This window comes from Streptomyces vulcanius (assembly GCF_042653945.1).
In the GTDB taxonomy this organism is placed as follows: Bacteria; Actinomycetota; Actinomycetes; order Streptomycetales; family Streptomycetaceae; genus Streptomyces; species Streptomyces mangrovi.
In genome coordinates this window covers 65,893-89,286 of sequence record NZ_JBHSFK010000012.1, presented here as the reverse complement: position 1 = coordinate 89,286, position 23,394 = coordinate 65,893, and the positions used below count along the sequence as shown (strand labels likewise).

Sequence of the window (23,394 nt, the reverse complement as noted above, 5' to 3'; positions counted from 1 at the left end):
GTTTGGGCGGCGCGTGACCCGGTGGGGTGCCTACTAGGCCCCACTAAGTAGCCCGTACGTGTAAGGGCACACGATACAAACTCGGTGTTTCGTGTGCCCGTTCATTCGAGCGGAGAGACGCAATGATCGACCTGTCTACGGATCGCGTTGTGCTGCTGAAGGCAGTGCGCCGTAAGAAATTCACCCTGGAAAGGGACCCGGCCCTCACCACCCGTGAAGTGGTGCAGATGACGGACGGAAGTGTATGGAGCATTGCCTACCGACGGCCGGAGTATTGGTACCACAACCCGCGAACTCCCCTCGCTGTGGCATTCCGAATGCGGGGCGGATTTGACGACGGCGTGGCGTTCGTGCGGCATATGGACGCCGCGAACATCACTGGGGAAATGGCGGAGGTTTCCGCGTGAGCCGCTACAAGTCAATGCCGTGCGGCTGGTGCGGGGGCCTCTGGGCTGTCGTGGAGGTCGTTTTCAAAAACCGCGCACTCAGAGCGACAGAACAGACTGCCTTTCGCTGTGAGGGCGGGTGTCTGCCCAGGATGCAGGCTCTTTCTGTGCACTCTGGCCGGCGGTACGGGTCCTATCAATACGTGCTGGTTGTCCTGCCTGCCAGTACTCCTCAGGAAATCGAGTGACCGTGTGCAGTGTCGAAAAGCGCGGGGGCACTCTATGCCTGGCCACGGCAGACGTGTTCGTGACGTACTTCGTCGACGGTAACGGCGGTAGGTATGCATGCGGGCGCCACATCCGTAAAGCAATCAGGGACGTAGCCCGTGCCGCCAACCTGTACGGGGCGGAGCCTCTCCGCATCATCCCCCAGCATTCGCTACGTGAAGACATACGTAAGGGGCGAGACAGGTAATGAAGTACCCGGTCAAGTTCTGGCGCCTGTTTACGGGTGAGCTGGCGGAGGAAAGACGCGACACCCGACCGGCCTGCGTGGGGGCGGGGCTCGGTAGTGCTGGCTGCACCAGGAAACCCCGTCACGTCGTGAGGTACGTGTACAACCCTTCAGGCCTGCCAGGAGAAGGAACGGAGTTCGTTCTCCTCGCCTGCTTCCGACACGTGCACGCTCTATTGCAGCGCGCGCAAAGGGCGTCCCGCTTCGCGGTCGTGAGCCAGTACGAGGAATAACGGGATCACCTGGTACTAGCGATTGAATGCCAAGGCATGGGAAGGTCACCCGGCTATCCGGGCGGAGATCACCCATGCCTTAGGCATTGAGTCTCTAGAGGCAAGCTCGGAGCAAAGCAGAAGGGATCACTCAATGGTCGAATGGCGACAGGGCGGTTATGACGGGGTCTTCTACCTGGGCAAGGAGGGAACGGAGGAGTACGGCGGTTACGTCGTGCGGATCCAGGGTGACCCCCTCCCCGAAAAGTGGTTCGCGTACGAGCGGGACACGCGTAAGGGGGAGCACGTGTGGGTTGCTGCGGCTCCCACTCGTGAGGCGGCACAGACGGCCGTACGGGGCGAGTTCCTGTGTGAGGTCTGGCGCAACAAAGAAACGGGTCACTGCCCGTATCCGGGGGCGGTAGTCCGGTCGAAGGTCTACCAAGGTGAGCGGCTGCGATTGGTTCTGTGCGGCGAACACTCCGCCGTCATGAAGGGCTGGGAAACGGACCACGTCACGGACTATCGCTGTGAGTTCGGACTCATCCCCGATACGGGTATTTACGGCGACCGTGTTGTTCCTCCGTTGGATTACCCGACCATTCAAGAGTGCGCTTACGACGCAACGACCATGACCGAGCGGAATATGTGGATTGCGCTTGGCCGCGTGGTCCATCCGCTGGCCGAACTGCATTACTGGAGGGCTCACTATGCGCGCTATCCGCTCGACCTGAACGAGAGGTCGTGCATCGATGCGCGGGGACAGTGGAAGCGTGCGCAGGAGCACGCAGAGGGTATGTACGAGGTCTACATGCGTGAGGACCACGGGCAGGAAAACGCCGCCCTGCCGCTTGATCTGCTGCGACTCATAGAGCGTGAGGCCGTTGAGTACCTGAATAGCAAGACAGAGAAACGAACCGTGCAGTGTGCCGCGTGCAGCGGCGAAATCGTGATCACCAAAGAGCAGTGGGAGCGAGAGAACTCCGTCCCTTGTACGCGCTGCCCTGATGGCGGCGTTGACCTTATCCACGCACGAGGTCACTCGAATGCCTGACAAGAAGGGAACGTACGAAATGGCTGACCAGATTCCCGAGATTTCCCCTGTGCTGAAGCAAGGGGCGAGTAGGCGCAACATCGATGCGGCCCGTAATGCGGTCGCGGTCGCCCTCTTCAATGGGTGGACGTTGCTCGGCACTTACAACGGCAGTGACACCCGTTCTCTGTGGCGCTGTGAGCTGAAGGGCTGCGGACAGCAGGTCGAGAAGTTCTACAGTCACATCCGGGGACGCAAGGACAAGGAAGGCAACTGGAAGCCGAGCCCACGTCACAAGGGCTGCCTTCCGTCTGCCAAGCGTGAGGCCGCACTGAAGGAATGGAGGGAGCGTAAGTGACTCGCCTTCCTCGCACGCCTCAGACAATCGCGGTGAGCCTCCGGCAGGTTCTCTATCTTGCCTCTCCGGGGGCAAAGGTGAACACATACCCGAATGGGTCCGGCGGACGTCCGGTGCTGGCGCCTCTACCCGAATTGACCCGCCAGAAGTACCTCCGCCGGCGGCGCGAATTGCTCACGGAGTGGAGGGCCGTTGACCCCGAAGGCTGGCGTCTTTGGCGGGTCGCTCAGTACCTCGCTCACCGCAGTACGGACGTTCCGGAGGGGTGGGCCGGAGAGATCTACGAAGAGTCGGGGATCCGACTTGCCGATCCGTGCGCGTACTGCAAGACGTGTCGCGCGAGCCGGTAGCTAGCAATGAAGGCGGGAGGTGGCCAACTCGGGGCCACCTCCCACCGATAGTGAGAGGCAATAGTGCATGTCCGTGTTCGTAACTGAGGAAACCGCCACGCATTGTGCGGCCGGTGGAATCGGTGAGCCCCTGGAATTGCGTATTCGGGTGTACTGGATCGCAGGGCAGGAGGGGGCGCGGCTCGTACTCTCAGACCTGGAAACGGCGGAGGAATACGGAAGCTGGGACGTTGAGACAGCCGACCCTCTTTCGCTGAAGGAAGGAGGCACCCCGGTAGAGGATTCTGAACTTGACCGGCTGGTGGGTGCGCACCTGGATAAGTGGCGGATTCCGGGGTCGGGTTGGACATCCGACCCGGTATCGCTCGCAGCTCACTTCTCCTTGGAGTGGGGTTGGAAGTGGGTTCCGGAGAGGTTGGCGCGATGAGGGAGAGCCAAACCATTCGTATTGTCCGGAAGACTCAGCACCAGTGGACGAGTTGGCCAAACGGCTCCCGCAGCCGTGGGCATGCGGGACGGATCGCCCGCATACGCGTGAGGCAACACCAGTGGGCGGGTTGGCGGCCCGTTCCTCCTGTGGGCTCCTATCAGAGGGACTACGCGCAGATGCTTGCGCTCTCTCGAAAGTCTGGAAGGGGCATTCACCCCTTCCCTTGGTATGTGGACCGGGTGAGGATTAAGCCCCTTCGCTAGGCCTAGTGGTTCGTTTTGCGGGTCGACTGCCTTCGCGGTCGGCTCGCATTACCCGGCACTGGGAACGGCTGGATTAAGAGAGGATCACTGTGTTTCAGATAGAGGTCACGGAAGGCGGCGAAACATACCGTCCTTTGAGCCTCCGGAACTATTCGGATTGGGCGGATGCGGATCGGGCGCGGGACAGTTTCCTTGCGGACTCTCCTTGGGCAAATGCCAGGATCGTTCCTCAGGTTCGGTCGGGTGAGACTGCGTGAGAGTCAAGGACTGGCCGGAAGACCTGAGGACGGCTCGTAAGGGTGCCCGAGAGGCTGCGGGCCTCCCACTAGGGCGCGAACGCATGGACCTCCTGGGTCAGCTGTTCAGATCGCTTGGAGATGCTTCCAACCGGTACGACTGCCCGCAGGAGGCCGCGCGGCGGCTGGTCCAGGAGGCGGTGAGGGTGTACCGGGCAGAGCGGAAGCGCCGAGCCCTGGAAGGGGGTGCGACTCCTGAGCAGGGGGAGGAGTACCCGCTTTACCGAGTGTGGTGGGAGACCTTCCCCCCGCCCCTCTACGGCCGGCAAGTCGTGTCCCTGGAAGTCGGAGGCAAGCCGGACGCATCCCCTAGCCAAGTCATCAATGGAGTATGGGAGTTGCTGACGAAACAGGGTCACGTTCTGGACGTAGGGCAAGGGAAAATAGTCCGCATCGGGTCGGAAAGCCTGACGGTGCGAGAGGCCGAGTAATGGGCAGCGTCAGAACGGTCACGACTTCCGAGTTGCGGAGTGGGGACGTCGTCCTTGTCTGGGGTATGCGGGTCCTGATCCAGGGTGAACCTGCCAAGTTCAAGGCGCATGGCGTCAACTTTGGCGAAATTGGTCTTTTCTGGCCGGGCACCGTAACCAACGTGAGCGAAGCCGTGAAGGCGGGACCGATAACACGGGGCATGCTCACAACCCACAGGTGGGATCCCGATCTACACAAGTGGGTTACGCACAGGGATGACCGTTGGGACATCCAGGGCGGACCTGGTGATCTGTGGGCCATTGAAAGGGAGGGTGAGTAAGCGTGGCCGGCAAGGCAACTGGAGTTGAGGTCACCTATAAGTGCGGTGACTGCAAGGAAGAGTTCACCGTTTGCCAGAATGTGGGTCCTGATGCCTTCCAGATCGTTCTTTCCCTGGAAGAGGAACACGAAGACTGCCCGAAGGGGGACAGCTGAAATGCCGTTCATCGAAGCAAGCGCACTGAATAGTGCGGAGAACCTCCGCCGGTTCGTGGTGGCCAACAAGTACGTCATAAAGGAGGCGTTGAGGGTCTACCAGGAGGCCATGACCTCTGCCAGGACGATGGCCCAAAGGCACTACGAGGACGGCCAGTCTGATCCGGATATCAGGGCAAAGCAGGATGGTTCCTGGGTGACGAACGAGGGTTGGGGTGGGCTAGCGGATCAGTACCGCCACAACGCCAGTGAGGCCGCCCGCGTGTCGGCGGAGCTGGGCAACGTACTGGAGTACTGAGCTGCTTTGGGGAGAGCTGGGCGGATTCAGTTCCGGCTCGAACCATGGACGCTCATGCATTCCGCGTGAACGTGCAACCCCATTTGCCTAGAGAGGACCAGTGGAGACAAGAACGCGATACGACGAAATGGCCTACGGGCCCATCGGCAGGGAAGTACTGGAGTCGCAGCCCTACACAGAAGCCGACCCCATTGGAGTGCATGCGGCCATGTTGGCGCTCTTCTCGGCAGCACTGAGCGGGCATGTGGTGCAGTCAGGAGACAGGCCAATTGTGGTCTGGACGGCTCTGGTTGGCCGGTCGGGTGAGGGCTGCAAGGGAACAGCCCTGGAAGCCGCAGAGCACATCCTCTACGGGCTTTCTGACTTCCTGGGCAAGAACCGGCGGGGCGGCATTTCTTCAGGCCCGTCACTCATCAACACCCTCTACGAGCAGTACGAAAAGAGCCTGACCCTGGAGGACGGCCCTGACGGCCGGATCATCGTGATCGAAGAGGAGTGGGTAAATCAGCTCAAGCGCACTAACCGGTGCCCTACCTTCTCCGGAAACTTCAGGACCGCATGGGACGGAAAGGCTATCCGGAATACAACCAAGGGTAAGAAGGGCGAGTCTGATGAGCAGTGCGTAGAGAAACCCCTCCTGGGCTTCCACTCGCACATTCAGCCGGGTGCTTGGGCTCGGTACATATCTGATACTGAAGCTCTCGGGGGTTCGTACAACCGGATCCTTCCTGTACTCGTGAAGATGTCAAAGGTTCTGCCTTCCCCGGAACCTGGGCAACAGCGTCCCATCTTCGACTACGAACCCGGAATGGCCCTCAAGCAGGCATACGATTGGGCACGCAAGGAAAAGCGGGTCATGACATTGGGGGTGCCCGCCCGTAAGCGGTTCGACGAGATCCGGGCTCAGTTCCTGGTGGAGACTGCTAAGCTGCCGGAAGTGTTGGCTTCATTTATCGAGCGGTCGGCAGAGCAGGTCTGGCGTGTTGCTGCGGTTCTGACTGCGGCCAACAAGAAGACTGTCATTCCGCTGGATGCAATTGAGGCGGCGCACGCGTTTGTGAATTACTCGGTGCAGAGCGTTACTCAGCTCAACAACGACACCGTGAGTTCTACGGCGCACACACCGAAAGCGCTTGATGATCTGATCAGGCGGCACCTCCTCAAACTCGATGGGGAAGCTACCCGGTCGCAGCTATACCGTGCTCTGGGCTCAGGTCGTTTCACTGCTGAGCAGATCGAAACCGAAGCAGTGGCGATGGCTGATGTTGAGGTCTTCGATACCCCCAGGAAACCGGGCAGGGCCGGTGCACAGGCGAGAATCTTTCGGCTGATTGTCCCTGAGGAAACCGCCACACCAATTCCGGCTCAGACTCGGGAGCCTGAATCGGTCAGGACGGCGGAGGATGCGGAAGCCCTGTTGAACGCCTACGCGGAATGGCTGGGCAAGCCAGGCAACGGGGGCAAGTCCGTGAGTGACTTCCTGACGAGCTCGCAGGGACCAGCCAAGTCTCGCGTCGGGACGGTGCCTGCCAAGCGCTCTGCGTCCCCCAGGAAGGCCACGGCAGAGGCCAGTAAGTCGGCAGCTGGACACACCAGACCGACGAGCACCAGGGCCAGGGGGACGGCGGCCAAGAAGGCTGCCGCAGGTCAGGCCAAGACTCCCGCCAGGACACCAGTGTCAGCGGGGGCTGTTAAGAAGGCGCCGGCGGCGAACCCGCCTGCCGGTCTGTGGGAAGAGGAGACTCAGTGAGTGAGCAGCAGTTGACCATGTACCCGGTGAAGATCCCCAACGGGTTGATGGACCACATCGGCGGGACCGGCCTCATGGAGGGAAGCGACAAGAGCGAACCGCCGTACGTCAAGGCTGAGTTGGAGAGCCTTCGTCAGCCCAAGGGGAAGGCGGCCTATGGAGAGGTCAGCCTTGTCACTCTGGGGTGGATCGCGGTCATCGCGCGGGCTTACCTGGACTTCCCCGACCTGACTCCGTCTGCCGCTCGGGCAGCCAGTGACGCGCTCCAGCGTTACGAGGACGCCTATTACGAGGGGGAGAAGGCGGAGGCCGCCAACCAGCCTCAGGGCGTCCAGGTGGACGGCGTGACCGTCCCGGCCTCCTTCGGCCACCCGCTCTACCACGTCCGTGACGCGGACCGGCTGATTGGTTTCCGCACCCCAAACAACGGGTTCGTCGCAGTCGAGGACGTCAAGGCCGAGTTGGAGAAGGCCGCTGAAGGAAATCTGAGCAAGGGGCAGTAGTGGCGGACGGTGGAACCGGCCCGGTGCGTCTTGCTGAGGGCGTCAAGTGTCCGCACTGCTTGTGGGGTGTCTTTCGTCTGAAGTCCAAGGTATTGCGTGCCACGGACGGAAATGAGGACGGGATACAAGTCTGGTACTGGAAATGCAGTTGGGATGCGAAGCTCAAGTGCCGGACCGCGTATTATCCGGACACTTCCGAGATGGAGGGCGCGTTTTACGCAGTCGTCGACGGGCGTGTAAAAGTAGTGCGACCCGGAAAGGTAGAGCGGCCCTCCAATGGCCAATGACAGGGCAACGGTCTACCGGTATCCAATCTTCCTCCTTGAGGAAGATTGGAACTATCTCGTAGCGTCCTGGGAAGGACGTGGACGGCGTATCCGTTCAGCGAAAACAAGGGATCGCTATCAAGTGGTGGACTCGGTTGTAACCGAGGCAACAGCGGATGCTTACCTGGACAAGGGCGAGATGAAATACGTTCTCTACCTGAGCGAGGCTGACTACGACTGGCTTTGTGACTCGGTGCGACTCGCCCGCAAGGCGGACCGTAACGAGGGCATGGCTGCGCGAATTCAGGCAGAGTTCAGGGCAGCATGCGGAGACATGAGGGAAGTGGGGGCGCCCTGATGGGATTTCCTGAGGGAAGCACGGCTACGCAAAGGACTCTTGAGCTGCCGCGTGAGGCGGTGGACGAGATTCTCCGCAAGGCCGCTTTGCCTGGACGGCTGCACCTGCATGAAATGCCCTACGACACGGCATTCAGCAGGATCGTTGACCTCTGGTACGAGGGGGCCGTGTACGGAGTCGTCCTGAACCTGGACGGCTCCGGGGCACACGTCGACAGCTACTGGGGAAACACCCAACTTCAGGTGATCGGCGAAAACACGGCTCGTGCCGAACAACTCGAAGCCCTCAAGACCCGTTGGAAGGTGGTGAGCAATGAATTATGAGGGATGCCTGCACGCCCTTGAGGGCAAGTGCTCGGGCGCGATAACAGCCCGGCCGTCCGCCGCTGACGCGCGGTACACGATCACCCGTTGTGAAGCACACCACGGGATCGCGGCCGACCGTCACCAACGGCAGCAGGAGCGTTATCGCGACCGTCCGGTCTCGCCTGCCTTGACCGAGCCGGCGAAGTCCGGTGAGACCTCGGAAGACGGCAACTGAGGTGACCTCTCGGTTAAACGGGGGCCGGAGGCATCCGGCCCCCTCGGGGATGCCGCAGACACAGCCGGTCGGACCCCGTCTCATACAGGGTCGATACTCCCAGCTCTGCCGGAAGTGGGCGGTCATCGCATCTGACCGAGACACGCACCGCCCCCAAGAGTTCTGACCAACTTCACACAGCATGCAAGTCAGGCGTTCGGGAAAGCAGGTATCGAACGTCGTCTCTGTGTGATCTCATGACGGCATACGCCGCAATCACAGTTACTAGGAAGTGGGAAAGAATGGCTCAGAAGGTTCAGGTTCTCCTCATTGACGACCTCAGCGGCGGAGAAGCAGACGAGAACGTGACGTTCGGCCTCGACGGCAAGACGTATGAGATCGACCTCAGCCACGCGAACGCCGACGAACTGCGCAAGCTCCTGGAGCCGTACGTGACCAAGGGGCGGAAGACGGCCGGTGGTCCGGGCCGGAAGCCGGGGCACGTGTCCACCAGGGCGACCGGGAGCGGTACGGGTAGCGCGTCGGCCGGAGGCGGCCAGAACACCGCCCAGATCCGGGCGTGGGCGAAGGAGAACGGTTTCGAGGTCAACGACCGGGGCCGCGTCCCCGAGCACATCCGTGAGGCGTACGCGAAGGCGACTGCGTAGCCAGCAGCAGAGCGGCCAGGGCGCCCACTCCCTTCCGAGGGGAGTGGGCGTCGTCTGTTTGGGAGACAGGTCCATGCATATACACGTCGGGCACAGCGCGCCCGGATGTGAGCCGGAGGTAGGGCCGCAGTGCTTTGCCGACCAGGGTGAGGCATCCGCAGCCCTGGGCGCTGTTCTGAGGCTGCAAGCGGCGTTCTACCGGGAGAGCTGCGAGACGCATTGCCCGGACGCCGAGCAGTGCCGGTGTGGCGCGTGCCCGTGCGATTGGTGTGGCCTCGCTGCGTCAGTGAGTCATGCCATTGAGTCGCTGACAGCCGGGGACGGGCTCCAGGCGGGCAGGAACGTTCGGTGGCGGTTCGAGTCCCCTGAGGGCTCCGATGAGGAGTTCTGGGCGTACTTCGAGAGCGGCACACAGAGTGTGTGCCGGCTCCGGTAACACCAAATCAGGAGCATCAAACGGCCCCTTCCCCCACAAGGGGAGGGGGCTGTTTTCATAGGGAGGGAAGAATGTGAACGGTGTATCGCAGGAGCGGCATTATCTGAGGCAAGAGCTTTCGGAATCCGGTTTCCCGAAGGCCTACATTCGCGTACTCGGAACCATGAGCGGCCTAGAGTACCGCAGCAGGGATCTTGCCCGCCCCGCTAAGCGGCTTCTCAACGCTCAGTTGGAAGGCTTCCGCAAGTCGGCAGTTATTATCCTGCTGTCCGACGAATACAACGAAGTTGAGACTGAGGAGCAGGCGGAGAAGCTCATCAAGGAGCACCGCTCACGCTTCCTTAAGGCAATCGACCTGGACGAGAAAGACAAGGAGAGCCCCGTATGAACTGCAAGTGCGGAGACTCCTGCGATAGCGATACGAAGAAGATTCGGGCCGGATACCCGGGGCGCACGCTCCAGCCGTACCAGAAGGCGAGTTTTTGAGTGATCCATGAACAGGAAGTGAGCCGGGCGTATCTTGCGGCGTTCCTAGCTCTGGCGAAACTTGAGGAGCTTGGAGAAAAGCCGCTTCGGGCACTCTCAACTCGTGGTTGGGGGCAGACCGGTTTCAAGGGCGCTTCCGGCCGGGTTTACCGGGACTCGGACAACCGGTGGCACGCGGAGTCTCTGAAGGCGGACGGGGCGCCGTTCAAGTCCGGGGACAAGGTCGAGCTTCAATCTGGAGACGACCACTGGAGACTGGGCGTCGTTACCGGGGTTTGGCCCAGTGGTGGCTTGGCGGAGCCCTGGACTGTGGTGGTCGGCACTCGGGGTCGTGACCAGGTCCTGTTGTGCGGCCCGGATGGAGAGAGCGACTACCTGAGGAAGGCTCAGTGACCGGCGAGCAGCAGGTTTCCGAGGGTCCGGCGTCGAGCTGGACCCTGCGGGGGCTCACAGAAGAGGACATGGGGGCTCTGAGTCTCGCTCTCCAAGTCCGCCAGGAGGAAGCCGAACCGTGGGAGGCTTCCAGGTGGGCCCGCATCGTGGGGGCCGTCCAGGGGGCCGTGAGTCAGCCGGTCGGCCTGACCGGCTGGGAAGGGGTCCGCCGTGTCAGGGCTCACCAGGCCGTGAACGAGGAGGGCGAGTGATGGAGGGGGCATCTCACCGGTATGAGGTCGAGGCCAAGCCGGCGGCCGGTGGCTGGCGCGTCATCAAGAGGCCGAACGGCGGAAGCGGAGGGCTGGTCATCGGGGAGTACAAGCACACCGAGAGGCCCGCTGCTGACGAGGTGGCGGGTCTCCTGAACGCGCTCCGGGACAAGGAGGTTGGGCAATGAGCGATGGGCAGTACGTTGTCATCCGCTCCAGGGAAGAAGTCCAGAAGCAACTTGCGGAAGCGTGGGAACGACTCGAAGAGGTCTCGGAGGGCAACATGCCTCCGACTCTGAGAGAACTCCACGGGATCGACTCGAAAGCGTTCTCTCTGCTGATTCAGGCCATGGTGCAGCTCGGTCAGTCGGTGGACAAGGAGATTGAGCAGCTTGCCGGGTTGCGACCTGTAGACACTTACCTTTCGTAGAGAGAGCATATGGCCCAGGTTGAATCTTACAGGATGGCCGAGCGGTGGAGTGAAGAGCTTGGGAATCATTACGTCGTCATTGCGGTAACTCCCCAAGGGGCCGAGAGAGATGCACACAAGTACACGGACTCAGCCAGGGCAGAACAGATCCGCGACGCCCTGAACGAGGTCTGTAAATCGGAGCTGTAAACGACGAAAAGCCCCCTGCCATTGGCAGGGGGCTTTTCTGTTTTCTCTCTCACTTTAGACGGACCGCTCCGCCTAAGACGTTGGGGGACTATTCGAGTCCCTGGACCTCATCCGCAAAGGGGCTGTCCTCGTACAGGGCTCTGAGGGTCTTGGCGTCCTCGTGTGAGGCTGCGGCCACACCGACGCCCAGGAGGGCCGCAGACGCGGACACGAGCGCTTCCCACGGAAGGTTCGGCCAGATCAGCACGAGCGCTGGCACCAGGGCCGCGAGGATGGCATAGACACGTACACCGTGCTTGGAAATGAAGTCGGTCATGTGGTCCCCCTTAGCTGAAAAGCTTTTTCCAGGTCAGCGGCCCCGGGTAGCCGTCGGCATCCGTACCGGTCCAGCCCTGAGCGTGCTGGAAGGCTCGAACGGCGGCGCGGTCAGCAGCAGTCCAGGTTGGTCCTGGGCCCTCCTGGTAGTACCGGCCGTAGCCCCGCTTCACGAGTTGCTGACCGAGCTGAGTGACGTAGGAGTTCTTGGCGCCCGGACGGAAGTAGCCGGCGCCGGGGAAGGCGGGGACGCTCGGGCGGGTAGTCGTGGCGGTCGCCTTGAGCTTGAGCTTCTGACCAACCGTGATGGTGTACGGCGACTTGATGCCGTTGAGGGTCGCGATGGTCTTCCAGGCAACGCCGGTCTTGACGCCGATGCTGGACAGCGTGTCACCGGCCTTGACGGTGTACGCGGCCGAGCTGGGCGACGTCGAGGCGCCCCCGTTCGATCCGCCGGAGGCGGGGGCCGCAGCAAACAGGGCCTTCACGTCGATCGCGCCAGGGTCCCAGTGATCGTTTCCGGGCGTGTTGCAATGCCCGTAGTGGCCGCCCTTGGTGAGCCACTTGTTCCGGTCCCGCTTGGCCGCAGAAGCGGTCTTAGCGGGAGTGCCCATGGGGAATTCGTCGAGGATACCCCAGGAACGAATGGCCGCCATGAGAGCCTTGAAATTCTTGCCAGGCCTCCAGTAGGCCGTAAAGGGGTCGCCGGCTCGGGCCAGAACCTCAATCTGGATACAGGCCCTGCCGACCCTGTTGGTACGGGTCGAACCGTCATTCTTGAGAGCACGAGCCGACTCAGCGAAAGAACCGTACTGCCCGATTCTGTCAGTGACTGGGTCATAGAGAATGTGCGGCTCGGCAGCCTTCTGGATCAGGTAGTCCGCGACGCTATCGAAAGCCGCGTTGCCGTGCCCGGACTCGGTTGTGTGCCAGACAACGCGGGCAGGGGCATCGGGCTTGTCCATGGCTCCGCCGATAGAGCCGTCTCCGAGACGCTCGGCGCCAGAAATCCAAGTAGTCGCCATTATTCCTCCGTGGGGTTGGGGGTCCGGCGGATAAGCGCCAGACTTGCGGGGTCGAGAGAAGTGAGGAGCTGCACCAGGCGGGCGTTATCCCGCTCAATATGCGTCAGGCGCAACTTGATTTCCTTGAGGTCGTTCTCAAGGCGCTCAGCACGGGCCTTCTGGGCCTCGGCCTCTTCTTTCCAGACTCGCGCGGTATTGGTCCGGAAGGCTGCGAGGATCACGACAGCAGCCGCGATGAAAGTGGCTAGAGGCCCTGAGTAGGAGAAGATTTGAGAAGGGTTCATTAGACCTCCGATAGGGCAGCAGAAAGGCGGCCCAGGTGTCTGGGCCGCCTATGGAGAGGTCTGCTGCTTATGCGGGAGCGATGGTGGTAACGGTGCCGTTGGGGCCTCTCCATTTGAGGGCGCCGTTCTCGGGGTAGAGGACCCCTCCACCGGTCGGGTTGGACGTCGGGATCGTGGCTGCGTTCTTGAGTCCCAGCACGCCGGCGCCCCCGCCTACGTCAGCTGTGGCGGATCCGATCTGTACGGCCTGAGAGAACGTTGAGACTCCTCGGTGAGTGATTGCTCCGGACGCTGAGATTTCGAAGCGTGCGATGCCGTCTGGGTCTTTCACGAGGACGAGTTGGGGGCCAGTCCCGGTGAAGCCCACCACCTCAAGGGCAATGGTGGAGCCGTCGTTCTGTTGGATGAAGGCTCGGCCCGCATGAAGGGGGCCGGTAATGGTTGCGGTGTCCGCTACGAAGTTTTGCACAGCTACGACACCGGCCGTGAGTTCAGCGGGACCGGGGCCTGCGTGAGCGGCTTGGTAGATGTAGCCGCTCACGCCGTTCTTGGCGGGGTCGGAGGTGTAAATGCCCTCGGCATACGCGGGCAGGCCATATCCGTAAACAATAGAGTCCGAGCGACGACGCTTGCGGATATAGACACCGTCGCCCTCGGTGGAGCCGTTATCGCTTGTGTTGGCTTCTACAGCCCAAATGAAAGTTGGGTCGTATGCGATGACGATTCCGGTGTGGTCCTGGCCTGAAGAGCCATACATGACTTGAGCCCCGAGGGCGGGAAACCAGGACCAGCGGCCTGCATTCGTAAACCACGCTACCGCAGCAGAGCAGTCCGCAGTGCGAGGGAATAGAGGTGCTGTACCGGAGCGCGTTGCTACCCATGACGTGAAGATGGCACACCAGCTCATTCCCTGGGCCCAGGCGAGTCCGGGAACTTCGGTGGCATACCGGGTAATGTTGGTCCAGCCGCCTTCAGCGTATCCCTCTCGGACACCGACTTGAGATTTGGCCACGGCGATTACCTGGGCCACTTGATTATTGGTTGCCATGAGGCCTCCTCTTAGCTGTTCAGGAGCGAGGCGAGAACTCCCGCCATGTAGGAGTGGCCTGCATCGGAAAGCAGGGCGTCATCAGTTCCCGCCGTGCCGGGAGCCGACGGGTTTCCCCAGTACCCGAGAGAGTTGAAGAAGTTCCAGGAATTGCGCCCGAGATTCCATATGTCGACTACCGCGGCTTCAAATGTGCTCGCCAGTGCATAAGTTCGGTCTGTGAAATCCTGGAAGCGATGGCCCTGCGTGTCCGCCCGCCCGATGTGCGGGAGGACAAAGACAACGTCCGTTGTCCCGACGTTCGAACCGCCGTCTTTCACCTGGGAAAGGTGCTGTCGAACCTGGGATGCCCAGGTGTCCACGGCAACGCCATCAATGACGTCCTGGGGGCTTATGCCGTAGATCAGGATGTCCGCTGGGTAGTTGGTTCCGCCATTCCAACCGACCTTGCCCACAGGGAGGTACTGGCTGGCATTGGCGTTCTTCTTGCCGAAGTTGTTCAGCACGACGCCCGAATTGTTTTCGGCAGAGACGCCGCAGACAGAGAGGTACTGCGAGCCTGTACCGGTGTGCCTCACCCGTACGGTGTGGGTGCCGGCGGAGAGCCCGGGGACAGTCGTCCTGAGGACCGTGAGCCCTGTCGTGGTCGAGTCGGTCACCACGACGTCGGGGCCTCCGTCGATGGAGTACGCCCAGGGCGCCCGGCCCCCGTCGCCCCCGAGGGTGTAGACGGTCAGTGTGCTGCCCCGGACGGTCCAGGTCATTGAACTGCCGGTGGTCGAGGTGTAGAGGTAGCCCCAGCCCGGACCGGCCTGGAGACCGCCGATGGCCCATGTACCGGTCTGGGAGGCGAGCCCACCGCTGGTGTTCCACTGGTTGACCGCCGCAGCGTCGTTGCCCTGAATGCCGGTCGCGCTGAAGAGCGCGGAGACAAACCCCGAACCGCCGTCCCCGTTGTCAGCCTGAAGAGCAGTGGCCACGACACCCGGCCAGGACCTGGTCACGAGGTTCGACGCGTAGAAGCCGACGGCGCTGGATCCGCCGATGACTGCGATCCTGGCCTTACCCGTGCCCGCCCTGGCAGCTGCTCGCGCCGGTCGCCAGAACTCGCCCCACTGGCGGGGAACGTAAACACCCTTACCTGTCGCCCTGCCGTTCGGTGTGACGAGCCACGCGGCATCCACGAGCTTCACGAACGTGGCATTGGCATAGGCACGGTCCCCGTGCGCGTCGGGTGTGAGGTTCTCAACGTGATTCCGGAGCCGACTGCCCACGTCTACCGGGGTGATGGCGACTCGGCCCCCACCGAAGTCGACCCAGAGGACTTCCGCCTCATCGGGCCCAAGGAAGGCGGGGATCATGCCTTGGTCGTCCGCAACGAGCTGGCCCATGGCGTTGCCGTCCATGTCGGTCAGATCTGTGAGCTGATTGGCTCCGGATCCCGGGCCGTCCCAGACAGTTCCCATTGCGCCGGGCACACGGGCGCCGGTCACGTCCTCCGCGACGTCAGCGGCAGTCCCGCCATACTGATTACGAGCCATGAGGTAACCGCCTTATTCGTTGAATTCATTCGCCTCAAAACTGCCGGTAATGAGGAAGGTGGAACGTGCCGGGAACTGCCGGAGTCCGTCGAGACCTTGGGAAAGGGTGTTGTAGTTCTGTGTGTACAAGTAGAGCGTCGAAGTACCCGGCTGCGTAACGCCGGTAATGGCCATGGCGTTTGGCAGGCCCCCGCTTTCGTAGGGGTTCCGCAGCATCCCGTGAGTCGTCTGGAACATTCTCGGATTGCAGGCCGCGGGGAGGGTTACGGCGGCCACCGTATTTGACCCGGTAACTCCCGCCCCCTGGTCCTCGAAATCGTTCACAACGGTGATCGAGAACCAAAAGACGTTCGGAGAAACCCAGCGCCAACGGCCCCGCCGGTTGGCTGCCGGCAGAGCGCTGACGTAAAGCGTGCTCGGGGTGTAGGTGCGGGACTTGCCGAAGTCCCTGGTCCTGACCCAGCCGTCACGACCGTTGTAGGCCTCTAGCTGGACTCCTCCGCCGTTGCTGTCCAGGTCGTAACTGAACGTGCCACGGGGCATCAATGCGGCGCTGTCGCCCTGGTTCCAGGGGTAGGAGACTGATCCTGGGACGGGGTGTGGAGCCCGACGGGAAACTGTCACGATGCTTCCGCCGTTGGCTGGCACCTCGACCTCGTGCAGCGCCATTTCCCATACGCCACCAGGTGTTCGGGTAAGCGGAGGAGCTACCGGTGTCGTGGCTCCAGTTCCCTGGAGGACGACCATGTTGACCGCAGACTTGGCCATGTCGGCCCGAAGGATGACGAGATCCTTCCGAGCCTTCGTGCTGGAGTTGGACGCAATGGCCAGTGTCTTGGTGCCGCTGAGCTTGTAATAGAAGCCACCAACCCACGCGGATCCGTCGGAGAGGGTGATGTTCCTGCCGCTGATCGTTGGGGCAAAGGGGAGTGCCGCAGCGGTGTATGAGGTGTTGGTGAGTGCGTAGTCGACGCGGTCACCTCCCCAGTTGGCGGCCATGGCTTGCCACTGTGTCTGAGAGACCACCTTGGAGCCGCCATCGGTATTGTCCGCGTCGAAAGGAAAACTGAGTTCGGGCATGGGTTCACATCCTCGCTTCGAGTCGGCGCAGTTTCTTTTGCATCTCGCTCACGGTCCGGTAGAGATTCAGGGGCTCTCCCGTTCCCTGCTGCCCGATTTTCGGAGCGACGTCCTGTGTGCTGCCGGCGTCGTCCACCGAAATGACGACCTCGCGCACAATGTCTGTGTACTCGGTGCCGTCGACCGCGACTGTCACTTTGTCGCCTACGTAGTAGTGCTTCCCGAAGGCGCACGTTTCCGTGTCGATGGGATAAATCTGAAAGTTGCCGTCTCCGCCTCCCTCGGTGAAAGCACCGTCAGCGGCATCCGTGACGGCCTGGTGGGCGGCCTCGACGTCATCGGCGGTCATTGAGTCGTCTGCCTTGACCGCCTCACCAGTGGTGAGGTCCACCTTCAATTGAATGTCCCGACGGTCTAGGAACTGCTCGACCTGCATTCCCCATTCGGCTTCCGCGGTGGCATCAATCTTCTGGTAGTAATAGCGGTCACGCTGCTCGCCGGCCGCACCGACGATGACCCGGGTAACCTTCGGAGCCTGAAGGGTCCAGATGTATTCCCGAAGGTTTCCCAGCTCGGGACTGAACCGTACGGTCTTGGAAAGATCTCTGGGCTCGAAGATCTCAAGGTCGATCTTCTGCGTGGCAGGGTTGTAGATGAACCGGTAGGCCACGTTGTGTTCCTCGCACCACTCTTCGAATTTGGTGCCGATGACGTCGAACCGAAGTGTGTCCCCAATCGCCGACCCGGCTCCTGAGTCAACGAGGTTGACATTTCCGATCCGTCGATCGGCCAGGGCACCAGGACCAAGAGCCGTGTAGACCTCGTTGTAGATGGCGCGGCCAGCGTTGGTTTCGCGGACTGGACGGGAGTAGAGACGGCTCTGATACTGATTCGTGACGGACTTGGAGGGATCGGGGAATGCGAGACGCCGGTAGGCAAGGGTGTTGTGGCATTTACCGGCGATGTAGAGACTTCCCGGGCCCGTGTGCTGGAGCTTGGTCCAATACTTCTGATAGGTGTCCACGGGGCCGCTGAGAACGGGCCTGTCGACGCCGTCTTGCCAGATGATGACACCCCCGCCTTTCTGGATGAGTTCAGCCTGAGGCGTGCCGTCCTTGATAAGGATCTGCCAGGCTCCTTCTTGGCGGAGACGGACAGTGAAGTTCAGAGACAGCCACTGGTCGATCTCTCCAATGCGCTTCATGTTCCTGTCGAACACCTCGACGCGATAGCCCACGGCTCCCCCTTAGATGAAAGACGCGTACCGGGGGAAGAAAGAGAGGGCGACTGCGGCCTTTCCGGCACCGGTGACGACGCTTACTGATGCGGTCGACTCTCCTGGATCGATGCTCCAGAATTCGGGAGCGGTGTCGAGCCTGGACCAGTAATTGGCGTCCAGGTCATCTTTCACAGTTTTGTGTCCCGGCCGTGTGTCGATGGTGAGGACTCGTCCCGTCGGAACAAGGTCCGAGCCGTCAGCAGGAGCCGAGGCCTTCACGGTCTGCCCGTAAGGGCTCGTCAGAGTAAAATTCTTGATGGGGCCGTGCAGTTGCCAGGTCGGCCATGCTTCGATATCTCCGGGATTGGAGATTGTGAGGCCTGAACCAGTACCCATTACTCCGGCACTGATCCGCATCGGGAAAAATGCCTGAGAAGTACTCAGCAGCGGCTCACCGGAACCGAAATCCCACCGTACGGACTCCGGCCGGTCCGGGTAGAACCAGGGATCCATACAGGTGAATGACAGCCCATATTTAGCCCAGGTGAAACCGGCCGTGTCCGTGGACTCTGATCCCTCCATGCCGCCCTTGTAGTAAGCCTGGAGTATGCGGCTTCGGTTGTCTCCCTCGGTGAACCTGAGGAGACAGTAGCCGCGCTTGGGATTGAGGTTCTGGAATAGCTTGCGCTTGATCTGGTTAACCGTTGTCCGGTCAATGCCGTAGAGATAGACGGGAATCACGACCTCTCGCGCCGAGGCACGGGCGGAACGGTATATCGAGCCGTCCAGGTTCGGAGAGTCGTCGGAAAAGAGCGCGAATGGCGGCATGTCCAGGCCGGTAGCTCCCGGCTGCAAGATGATGGACGGCCAACCATGATCCCGGAAACCGGTGAGGGAGATTGGCTCTCCCTCACCGTTGTTCCCAACCACAGATAGGCTCGTCCGACCCCACTTGACTGGTGCCGGCGGAGGCGGGTTGGAGGCCACGGGCGGAATTGCCCGTGCTGGAACCGGGATGGGCATGTTGCCTCCTTACAGGGTCGTATAGAGAGCCTCAGCGGTCTGGAGTGCCCTCATCACTGCCTGGGGCGTCGGCTCGGTGCGAGCCTCATGCACGTGGATTTCGTACTTGCGGCCGTTGAGAATCCCTTCGGTGTCCCGGTTGTCGAAGACGCGCTCACCGCCCCCGAACATCACCAACTCGCGCCCCTTCTCGCCCACCAGGGCAAGCCCAGGAGAAGCGGAAGCGGCGCCAGTTGCGTATCCCTTGTTTCCGGCAAGAACGCTCTGCCAGTTGGAGCCGTAACGGTTTCTGGCGTAGTTCAATCCCGCATAGATGTTGGCGAGTGCGTTCGTGGAAGTGCCGTACATGAAGGGCCCGGTGTCTTTGAACATCCCGGAATACGCCTTGTAGGTCGGACCGATTACCTGCATGAGTCCGACACTCGGCGTGCCGTTCCGCCAATTGATATCCGTTCTGTTGACGGCCACTGGGTTACCACCGGACTCCAGTTGAATCCGGCCGAGCACTGTGTTGAGCGCCGTTCCGGGGAGGCCGAGCATGCCGAGAGCCTGAGCGGCAATAGGTGCCCACCGCTGAACACCCTTGCCCGTTGGCGTCTGCATGCTTGCGCCGAAGTCAGGGATATCGGCGTTGACCTTTGAACCCTTGTCGAAATCAAAGAGACCGGTCAGGTTCGGCATTGCCGCCTGTGCGTCGTCCATGAAGCCTTCGGCCACACGGCCCGCATAGCTCAGTGGAGAATCCTTGATCTCCTTGACTGTCTCGATCATTCCAATCAGGTTGTTGTACGAACCGGAGACGATGTCACCCAGATCGGAGAAGGCTCCCGAGAAGGCATCGACCGGATTGGTAACGGTGTCCCAGATGGCGCCGAGGGAATCCCTTACGCCACCAAACAGGTTGTCCCAGACGGCAGAGAGTGTCTTCGTCGAGAAGACGTCACCTAGGTAATCCTTCCCTCGGTCGACAATGTTCCCCTGCCCCTTCCAGACGTCCGACCAGAAGTAGTCTCCGAGGACAGGCGAGAGAGCGCCGCCGAGAATACCGGCAATCTGGCCGATGAAAGACGGCACCTTCTTGGCGAAGGTGTAAATGTCCCCAGTGAACCAGTCGTACATCCCCTTGAACTTGTCGGCCGCAATGGAGCCACCGAAGCCGGCGGACACGTCGCCCGTCCGCAGAATGCCGCCCTGAGTGCTTCCCCCCAATGGGTCAGAGGAGCCGTCGAGCTGCATTGTCTTCAGCATGGCAGTGCCGATAGGCGTAATGGTCTGAAGCTCAATCAGCTCCTTGAGCTGGTCGAGATCAAACTTTCCACCCCCACTGGTACCACGAGCGTGGCGAGAAATCTTGCCCCGGACTGCAAGGGCATTCCATGCGTTGATCCGCTCTTCGCCAAGGGCGTGCGTGACCTCTGGACGAAGTACCGCCTCACCAGGAGTAAGAAGAGTGGGGATCTTGTCTGCCCAAGGCTGGTAGCCCGGCATGACTCCCGCGTAGGAAGGCTCAGACGCCTTGGCGACACCGCCGCGAGCCTTCTTGCTCTTCTTGCCTCCCGAGGAGGAACCTCCCGGCGACTTCTTGCCGATGCGGTCAAGCGCACCGTCCAGGCCGTCACCTTCGTCACGGGCCTTCTTCAGCCCGCCCCTGAGGCCCTCAACCGCACGGGTCACCTTGGACAGAGAGCGCCCGTTGAGGAGCCCGACACGACCGGCCAGGGACCCGGCACCCGTGCCCTGGCCGACGATCTGGTAGGCCGCGCGGGCGGCGTCCTCGACCCCCTTGAACTGCTCCCGCAGTGCCTTGAGGGACTTGACCTTGAGCCTTTCGACGGCGCTGGACACGTCCTTGACGGCCCCAGTCGTGCCGTCCGCCGCCGAGGACGTCTCCTTGAAGTCGTTGCGCAGGCCGGTAAGCGTGGTCCCGTTGAGGGCCTGGACGGCTTTCTCAGCGTCGCTCACGCCCTTCTTGAGGTCGCCCACCCGCTTGGTGGTCGTCTCGACCTGCTGAGCCCGCAGCGAGCCCAGCTTGCGGCTGTCCAGGGTCTTGGCCTCGGTTCCGGCCTCCCGGAGCCCCTTGGCGAGGGACTCCGCCTTCTCCTTGGTCCTGGTGAGTTCCTGGTCGAGCCCGGAAAGGGTCGCCGCGTTGAGGCGGGTGGCCTGCTGCTGAGCCTGCTGTAGGCCCTGCTGGGCCTGACTGGCCGCACCGGTAACCGCGTTGTTGCTGCTGCCGCTGAGAGCCGCAGCGATCTGCCGCATGCTCTCGTTGTTGACGCCCCGGAGTTCGTCACGGAGACGAGCCGACTCCTGCCGGGCCTCGGTGATCTGGTCCTCAAGGTCCCGTATCGCATCCCGCTGAGCGCTCGTATCGGCACCGTCCCGGCCGAAGACGGCGTCAGCCATCCGGCGGCCGTTGGAGCGGCTGTCGCCCCCACGATTCTCGGTCCGCTGAGCGCGGTAGGCGTCCCGGCCCGCCTGCTGCACCTCCCGGTCAGAGGCTCCACGGCCCCGAGCTGCTTCCTGCGCAGCGGTCCGGGCCTGGCGCTGAGAGCGGATGTCCTGAATGCCGTCACGGGCGTTGAGGACGCCACGGCCGGCGGCTCTCGCAGGAGCAAGAGCAGCACCACCGACCTTCAGCACCTTCCCGAGGAGCTTGCTGACCAGGCCGACAGCCACGATCAGCGGACCCCACTGGACCAGGAAATTGCCGACTGCCAGAGCAAGCCTGTCCAGACCGGATTCCTTGACCCACCCAATGACCTGATCAATCACCGAAACGAAACGGGAGACCGCATCCAGGAATTCGCTGAGGAACTTCTCAACGTCGGGAGCGTACTTCTTGGCTACGTCCTGTACCTGGTTCAGCAGCCCGCCCTGATTGCGGTAGCCGGTGACGGTGAGTTCACCGTTCTCGTCACGCTGATAGACCGGGACCTGCTGACCCATCAGTTTCCGGCCGAGCCCGGTGTATTCGTACTTCCCGTTGTCACCTTCGCGGATGAACATGTTGCCCAGCTCGAAGGTTGCCCGCTCTTTCATCTGCTGGATTCGACCGGAGATAGTCTCAGAGGTCATCTTCTCAGCGAATCCGAGGGATCCGTCACCCGTCTGGGTACCTCTGTACTCGCTAGGGTTCCAGTAGTTGAGAAGGGCATTCATGATCTCGGTGCCGGATACGCCCGCCTTCTTGGTCTTGGAACCCTGATTTGCCGGAGTACCAACAACTTTCCAAAGCTCCTGAGAGTTCTCGAACCCGAGGAGGTGAGCGAGTTCAGAAGCAGGCATACCGGATGCGGCCGCAAGCTGCTTAAGGCTCCGGGTCGGAGCCCGGTCCATGTCCATAATCATGTCCACGGCGTACATGGCCCGGCGGAACATCTCAGGGTCGAGATTTCCCGCACGCGCCATCGAGTCACCAACGGACATGATGAGGTCGGTTGTCTTGTCGGCCGCCTTGTTCGCGGCAGTAGTGCGGGTAACAGGATTCTTCGAATACCAGTCCTTGTCTGCACCTGCTACAGAGCGGATGAGACGCATCTGGTACTCGTGCATGACGTCAATGCTGTAGGGGGTGTCGATGGCGTACTTCTGAATGGCGCTCATCTGCTTGGCAGACTCGCTCTGGGAGACGCCGGCAGACGTCAGACCGAGCTGACCGAGGAGGCGCTTATCTGCGTTCGTGACACCGACAGCAGTAAGGGCGGTACCCGCTATGGCCAGAGGTGCAATGAACTTGGTTGCGAGGAGGTTGCCGGCTTCGGTGATGCTCGTACCAAGCTCGTGAAACCAAGTGCCCATGTTCTTGAGACCGGTCTGAGTCCGCTTGAACATGGAAGCCTGAGCCGTATTGGCGTCAGCAATCGACCGGCGGAGGGTCTGGATGCTCGTGCGGTGCTGGAGCATGGCTCTCTGCTGGTCGCTGATCTGCTGCTGAATGGCCTGCCGCTGCACGGTCGCCTGAGCCCGGATCTCGGCTATCTGCGCCTGGACCGCAGCCCGTTGAGCGGCAGCCTGCTGCCGAGCTGCCTCACGGGCCGCCTGTGTCTGCCGCTGTAGCTCGCGCTGCTGATCGGTGGTCTGCTGGCGGGCCAGGCGCTCGGACTGCCGTACCCGGTCCCGCTCGGCCGTGACGCGGTCCCTGGCAGCGCGCTCCTCCTGGCGGACCGTCTCCCGCAGGGCCTGACGGGTCGTCGCGGATGCCTCCTCGGTCATCCCCTCATACCGGGCGTAGAACTCGCGGAGTTCCTGAAGCCGTTTCTTGGACTGCTCGCCATACTGCTTGGTGACGAACCTTTCCAGTTCTGCAATCGTCTCGGCAGAGTCCTTGGCTTCCGACTCAACAGCCTGCTTGGCCTTTCGGGCCTGCTTCTGGACTTCCCCTGGGAGACTGGCGAGGCCCTTGCTGACGGCCTGGGTCATTTCGTTGGAAGCCGCTACACCGATCTTGCCAAGCTCAGAGGTGATCTTCCCGCGAAGTTCCGCCATGTCCCTGGACAGAACTTTGGGGACGATTTCGACGTAACCTGAACCGACCTTGATAGGCCCGCGTTCACTCGCCATGGAG

Annotated in this window: 24 protein-coding genes; 15 read left to right on the top strand and 9 right to left on the bottom strand. The window is 61.8% G+C overall.

Annotated elements, in window-relative coordinates; genetic code table 11:
* The first annotated feature begins 122 nt into the window (after nucleotides 1–122).
* The 15 genes from ACFPIH_RS19940 (at nucleotide 123) to ACFPIH_RS19870 (ending at nucleotide 11,106) form a co-directional block, all read left to right on the top strand.
* Nucleotides 123–407 carry a hypothetical protein gene (locus ACFPIH_RS19940; protein ID WP_381173706.1) on the top strand — a complete coding sequence of 95 codons (285 nt, stop codon included), beginning with the start codon at nucleotides 123–125 and terminating at the stop codon, nucleotides 405–407.
* 859 nt (nucleotides 408–1,266) lie between these two features.
* Entirely contained in the window at nucleotides 1,267–2,166 is a 900-nt protein-coding gene (locus ACFPIH_RS19935; RefSeq protein WP_381173708.1) for a hypothetical protein, read from the top strand.
* The gene (locus tag ACFPIH_RS19930; protein ID WP_381173710.1) at nucleotides 2,159–2,503 is read left to right on the top strand and encodes a hypothetical protein; all 345 of its coding nucleotides are present in this window, start codon (nucleotides 2,159–2,161) and stop codon (nucleotides 2,501–2,503) included. The genes ACFPIH_RS19935 and ACFPIH_RS19930 overlap by 8 nt, the downstream gene beginning before the upstream one ends.
* 417 nt (nucleotides 2,504–2,920) lie before the next feature.
* Complete coding sequence (locus ACFPIH_RS19925; protein WP_381173712.1) at nucleotides 2,921–3,280, top strand: hypothetical protein; 360 nt, start codon at nucleotides 2,921–2,923, stop codon at nucleotides 3,278–3,280.
* Nucleotides 3,281–4,595: 1,315 nt separating this feature from the next.
* Entirely contained in the window at nucleotides 4,596–4,748 is a 153-nt protein-coding gene (locus ACFPIH_RS19920; protein ID WP_381173714.1) for a hypothetical protein, read from the top strand.
* A gap of 1 nt (nucleotide 4,749) precedes the next feature.
* Nucleotides 4,750–5,046, top strand: coding sequence for a hypothetical protein (locus ACFPIH_RS19915; RefSeq protein ID WP_381173716.1), 297 nt, complete (start codon nucleotides 4,750–4,752; stop codon nucleotides 5,044–5,046).
* A 100-nt stretch (nucleotides 5,047–5,146) separates the two neighbouring features.
* Nucleotides 5,147–6,796, top strand: coding sequence for a YfjI family protein (locus ACFPIH_RS19910; protein ID WP_381173718.1), 1,650 nt, complete (start codon nucleotides 5,147–5,149; stop codon nucleotides 6,794–6,796).
* Complete coding sequence (locus tag ACFPIH_RS19905; RefSeq protein ID WP_381173720.1) at nucleotides 6,793–7,299, top strand: hypothetical protein; 507 nt, start codon at nucleotides 6,793–6,795, stop codon at nucleotides 7,297–7,299. The genes ACFPIH_RS19910 and ACFPIH_RS19905 overlap by 4 nt, the downstream gene beginning before the upstream one ends.
* A 276-nt stretch (nucleotides 7,300–7,575) precedes the next feature.
* Nucleotides 7,576–7,923 carry a hypothetical protein gene (locus ACFPIH_RS19900; RefSeq protein WP_381173722.1) on the top strand — a complete coding sequence of 116 codons (348 nt, stop codon included), beginning with the start codon at nucleotides 7,576–7,578 and terminating at the stop codon, nucleotides 7,921–7,923.
* A 59-nt stretch (nucleotides 7,924–7,982) separates the two neighbouring features.
* The gene (locus tag ACFPIH_RS19895) at nucleotides 7,983–8,246 is read left to right on the top strand and encodes a hypothetical protein (protein ID WP_381173724.1); all 264 of its coding nucleotides are present in this window, start codon (nucleotides 7,983–7,985) and stop codon (nucleotides 8,244–8,246) included.
* A gap of 498 nt (nucleotides 8,247–8,744) precedes the next feature.
* Entirely contained in the window at nucleotides 8,745–9,110 is a 366-nt protein-coding gene (locus tag ACFPIH_RS19890) for a histone-like nucleoid-structuring protein Lsr2 (RefSeq protein WP_381173726.1), read from the top strand.
* A gap of 509 nt (nucleotides 9,111–9,619) precedes the next feature.
* Nucleotides 9,620–9,934: a hypothetical protein gene (locus ACFPIH_RS19885; protein WP_381173728.1), complete on the top strand. Its 315-nt coding sequence runs from the start codon at nucleotides 9,620–9,622 to the stop codon at nucleotides 9,932–9,934.
* A 98-nt stretch (nucleotides 9,935–10,032) separates the two neighbouring features.
* Nucleotides 10,033–10,425 carry a hypothetical protein gene (locus tag ACFPIH_RS19880; RefSeq protein ID WP_381173730.1) on the top strand — a complete coding sequence of 131 codons (393 nt, stop codon included), beginning with the start codon at nucleotides 10,033–10,035 and terminating at the stop codon, nucleotides 10,423–10,425.
* A gap of 250 nt (nucleotides 10,426–10,675) precedes the next feature.
* Entirely contained in the window at nucleotides 10,676–10,864 is a 189-nt protein-coding gene (locus tag ACFPIH_RS19875; RefSeq protein ID WP_381173732.1) for a hypothetical protein, read from the top strand.
* On the top strand, nucleotides 10,861–11,106 hold the full coding sequence (locus ACFPIH_RS19870; protein ID WP_381173734.1) for a hypothetical protein: 246 nt from the start codon (nucleotides 10,861–10,863) through the stop codon (nucleotides 11,104–11,106). The genes ACFPIH_RS19875 and ACFPIH_RS19870 overlap by 4 nt, the downstream gene beginning before the upstream one ends.
* Nucleotides 11,107–11,383: 277 nt before the next feature.
* On the opposite strand, the gene ACFPIH_RS19865 is transcribed toward ACFPIH_RS19870, so the two are convergent.
* From ACFPIH_RS19865 to ACFPIH_RS19825, 9 genes are all read right to left on the bottom strand, one after another.
* Entirely contained in the window at nucleotides 11,384–11,611 is a 228-nt protein-coding gene (locus ACFPIH_RS19865) for a hypothetical protein (RefSeq protein WP_381173736.1), read from the bottom strand.
* A 10-nt stretch (nucleotides 11,612–11,621) separates the two neighbouring features.
* A complete protein-coding gene (locus tag ACFPIH_RS19860; RefSeq protein WP_381173739.1) occupies nucleotides 11,622–12,635 on the bottom strand; it encodes a peptidoglycan-binding protein in 1,014 nt (337 codons plus the stop codon).
* On the bottom strand, nucleotides 12,635–12,856 hold the full coding sequence (locus ACFPIH_RS19855) for a hypothetical protein (RefSeq protein ID WP_381173741.1): 222 nt from the start codon (nucleotides 12,854–12,856) through the stop codon (nucleotides 12,635–12,637). The genes ACFPIH_RS19860 and ACFPIH_RS19855 overlap by 1 nt, the downstream gene beginning before the upstream one ends.
* 130 nt (nucleotides 12,857–12,986) lie before the next feature.
* Nucleotides 12,987–13,967 (bottom strand): hypothetical protein, encoded by a 981-nt coding sequence (locus ACFPIH_RS19850; protein WP_381173743.1) that lies wholly within the window; start codon nucleotides 13,965–13,967, stop codon nucleotides 12,987–12,989.
* Nucleotides 13,968–13,978: 11 nt separating this feature from the next.
* Nucleotides 13,979–15,508, bottom strand: a complete 1,530-nt coding sequence (locus ACFPIH_RS19845; protein ID WP_381173745.1) for a hypothetical protein — start codon at nucleotides 15,506–15,508, stop codon at nucleotides 13,979–13,981.
* Between the two features lie 12 nt (nucleotides 15,509–15,520).
* A complete protein-coding gene (locus ACFPIH_RS19840) occupies nucleotides 15,521–16,588 on the bottom strand; it encodes a hypothetical protein (protein WP_381173747.1) in 1,068 nt (355 codons plus the stop codon).
* A gap of 4 nt (nucleotides 16,589–16,592) precedes the next feature.
* Complete coding sequence (locus ACFPIH_RS19835) at nucleotides 16,593–17,825, bottom strand: siphovirus ReqiPepy6 Gp37-like family protein (RefSeq protein ID WP_381173749.1); 1,233 nt, start codon at nucleotides 17,823–17,825, stop codon at nucleotides 16,593–16,595.
* 9 nt (nucleotides 17,826–17,834) lie between these two features.
* Nucleotides 17,835–18,635 carry a phage tail domain-containing protein gene (locus ACFPIH_RS19830; protein WP_381173751.1) on the bottom strand — a complete coding sequence of 267 codons (801 nt, stop codon included), beginning with the start codon at nucleotides 18,633–18,635 and terminating at the stop codon, nucleotides 17,835–17,837.
* A gap of 204 nt (nucleotides 18,636–18,839) precedes the next feature.
* Nucleotides 18,840–23,390, bottom strand: coding sequence for a transglycosylase SLT domain-containing protein (locus ACFPIH_RS19825; RefSeq protein ID WP_381173753.1), 4,551 nt, complete (start codon nucleotides 23,388–23,390; stop codon nucleotides 18,840–18,842).
* Nucleotides 23,391–23,394: the final 4 nt, after the last annotated feature.

Bases quoted from the DNA above. Each gene is read 5' to 3' on its own strand.
- ACFPIH_RS19940 (WP_381173706.1), top strand. From the start codon at position 123: ATGATCGACCTGTCTACGGATCGCGTTGTGCTGCTGAAGGCAGTGCGC.
- ACFPIH_RS19860 (WP_381173739.1), bottom strand. From the start codon at position 12,635: ATGGCGACTACTTGGATTTCTGGCGCCGAGCGTCTCGGAGACGGCTCT.
- ACFPIH_RS19865 (WP_381173736.1), bottom strand. From the start codon at position 11,611: ATGACCGACTTCATTTCCAAGCACGGTGTACGTGTCTATGCCATCCTC.
- ACFPIH_RS19870 (WP_381173734.1), top strand. From the start codon at position 10,861: ATGAGCGATGGGCAGTACGTTGTCATCCGCTCCAGGGAAGAAGTCCAG.
- ACFPIH_RS19875 (WP_381173732.1), top strand. From the start codon at position 10,676: ATGGAGGGGGCATCTCACCGGTATGAGGTCGAGGCCAAGCCGGCGGCC.
- ACFPIH_RS19900 (WP_381173722.1), top strand. From the start codon at position 7,576: ATGGCCAATGACAGGGCAACGGTCTACCGGTATCCAATCTTCCTCCTT.
- ACFPIH_RS19925 (WP_381173712.1), top strand. From the start codon at position 2,921: ATGTCCGTGTTCGTAACTGAGGAAACCGCCACGCATTGTGCGGCCGGT.
- ACFPIH_RS19840 (WP_381173747.1), bottom strand. From the start codon at position 16,588: ATGCCCGAACTCAGTTTTCCTTTCGACGCGGACAATACCGATGGCGGC.
- ACFPIH_RS19935 (WP_381173708.1), top strand. From the start codon at position 1,267: ATGGTCGAATGGCGACAGGGCGGTTATGACGGGGTCTTCTACCTGGGC.
- ACFPIH_RS19825 (WP_381173753.1), bottom strand. From the start codon at position 23,390: ATGGCGAGTGAACGCGGGCCTATCAAGGTCGGTTCAGGTTACGTCGAA.
- ACFPIH_RS19830 (WP_381173751.1), bottom strand. From the start codon at position 18,635: ATGCCGCCATTCGCGCTCTTTTCCGACGACTCTCCGAACCTGGACGGC.
- ACFPIH_RS19850 (WP_381173743.1), bottom strand. From the start codon at position 13,967: ATGGCAACCAATAATCAAGTGGCCCAGGTAATCGCCGTGGCCAAATCT.
- ACFPIH_RS19845 (WP_381173745.1), bottom strand. From the start codon at position 15,508: ATGGCTCGTAATCAGTATGGCGGGACTGCCGCTGACGTCGCGGAGGAC.
- ACFPIH_RS19915 (WP_381173716.1), top strand. From the start codon at position 4,750: ATGCCGTTCATCGAAGCAAGCGCACTGAATAGTGCGGAGAACCTCCGC.
- ACFPIH_RS19890 (WP_381173726.1), top strand. From the start codon at position 8,745: ATGGCTCAGAAGGTTCAGGTTCTCCTCATTGACGACCTCAGCGGCGGA.
- ACFPIH_RS19930 (WP_381173710.1), top strand. From the start codon at position 2,159: ATGCCTGACAAGAAGGGAACGTACGAAATGGCTGACCAGATTCCCGAG.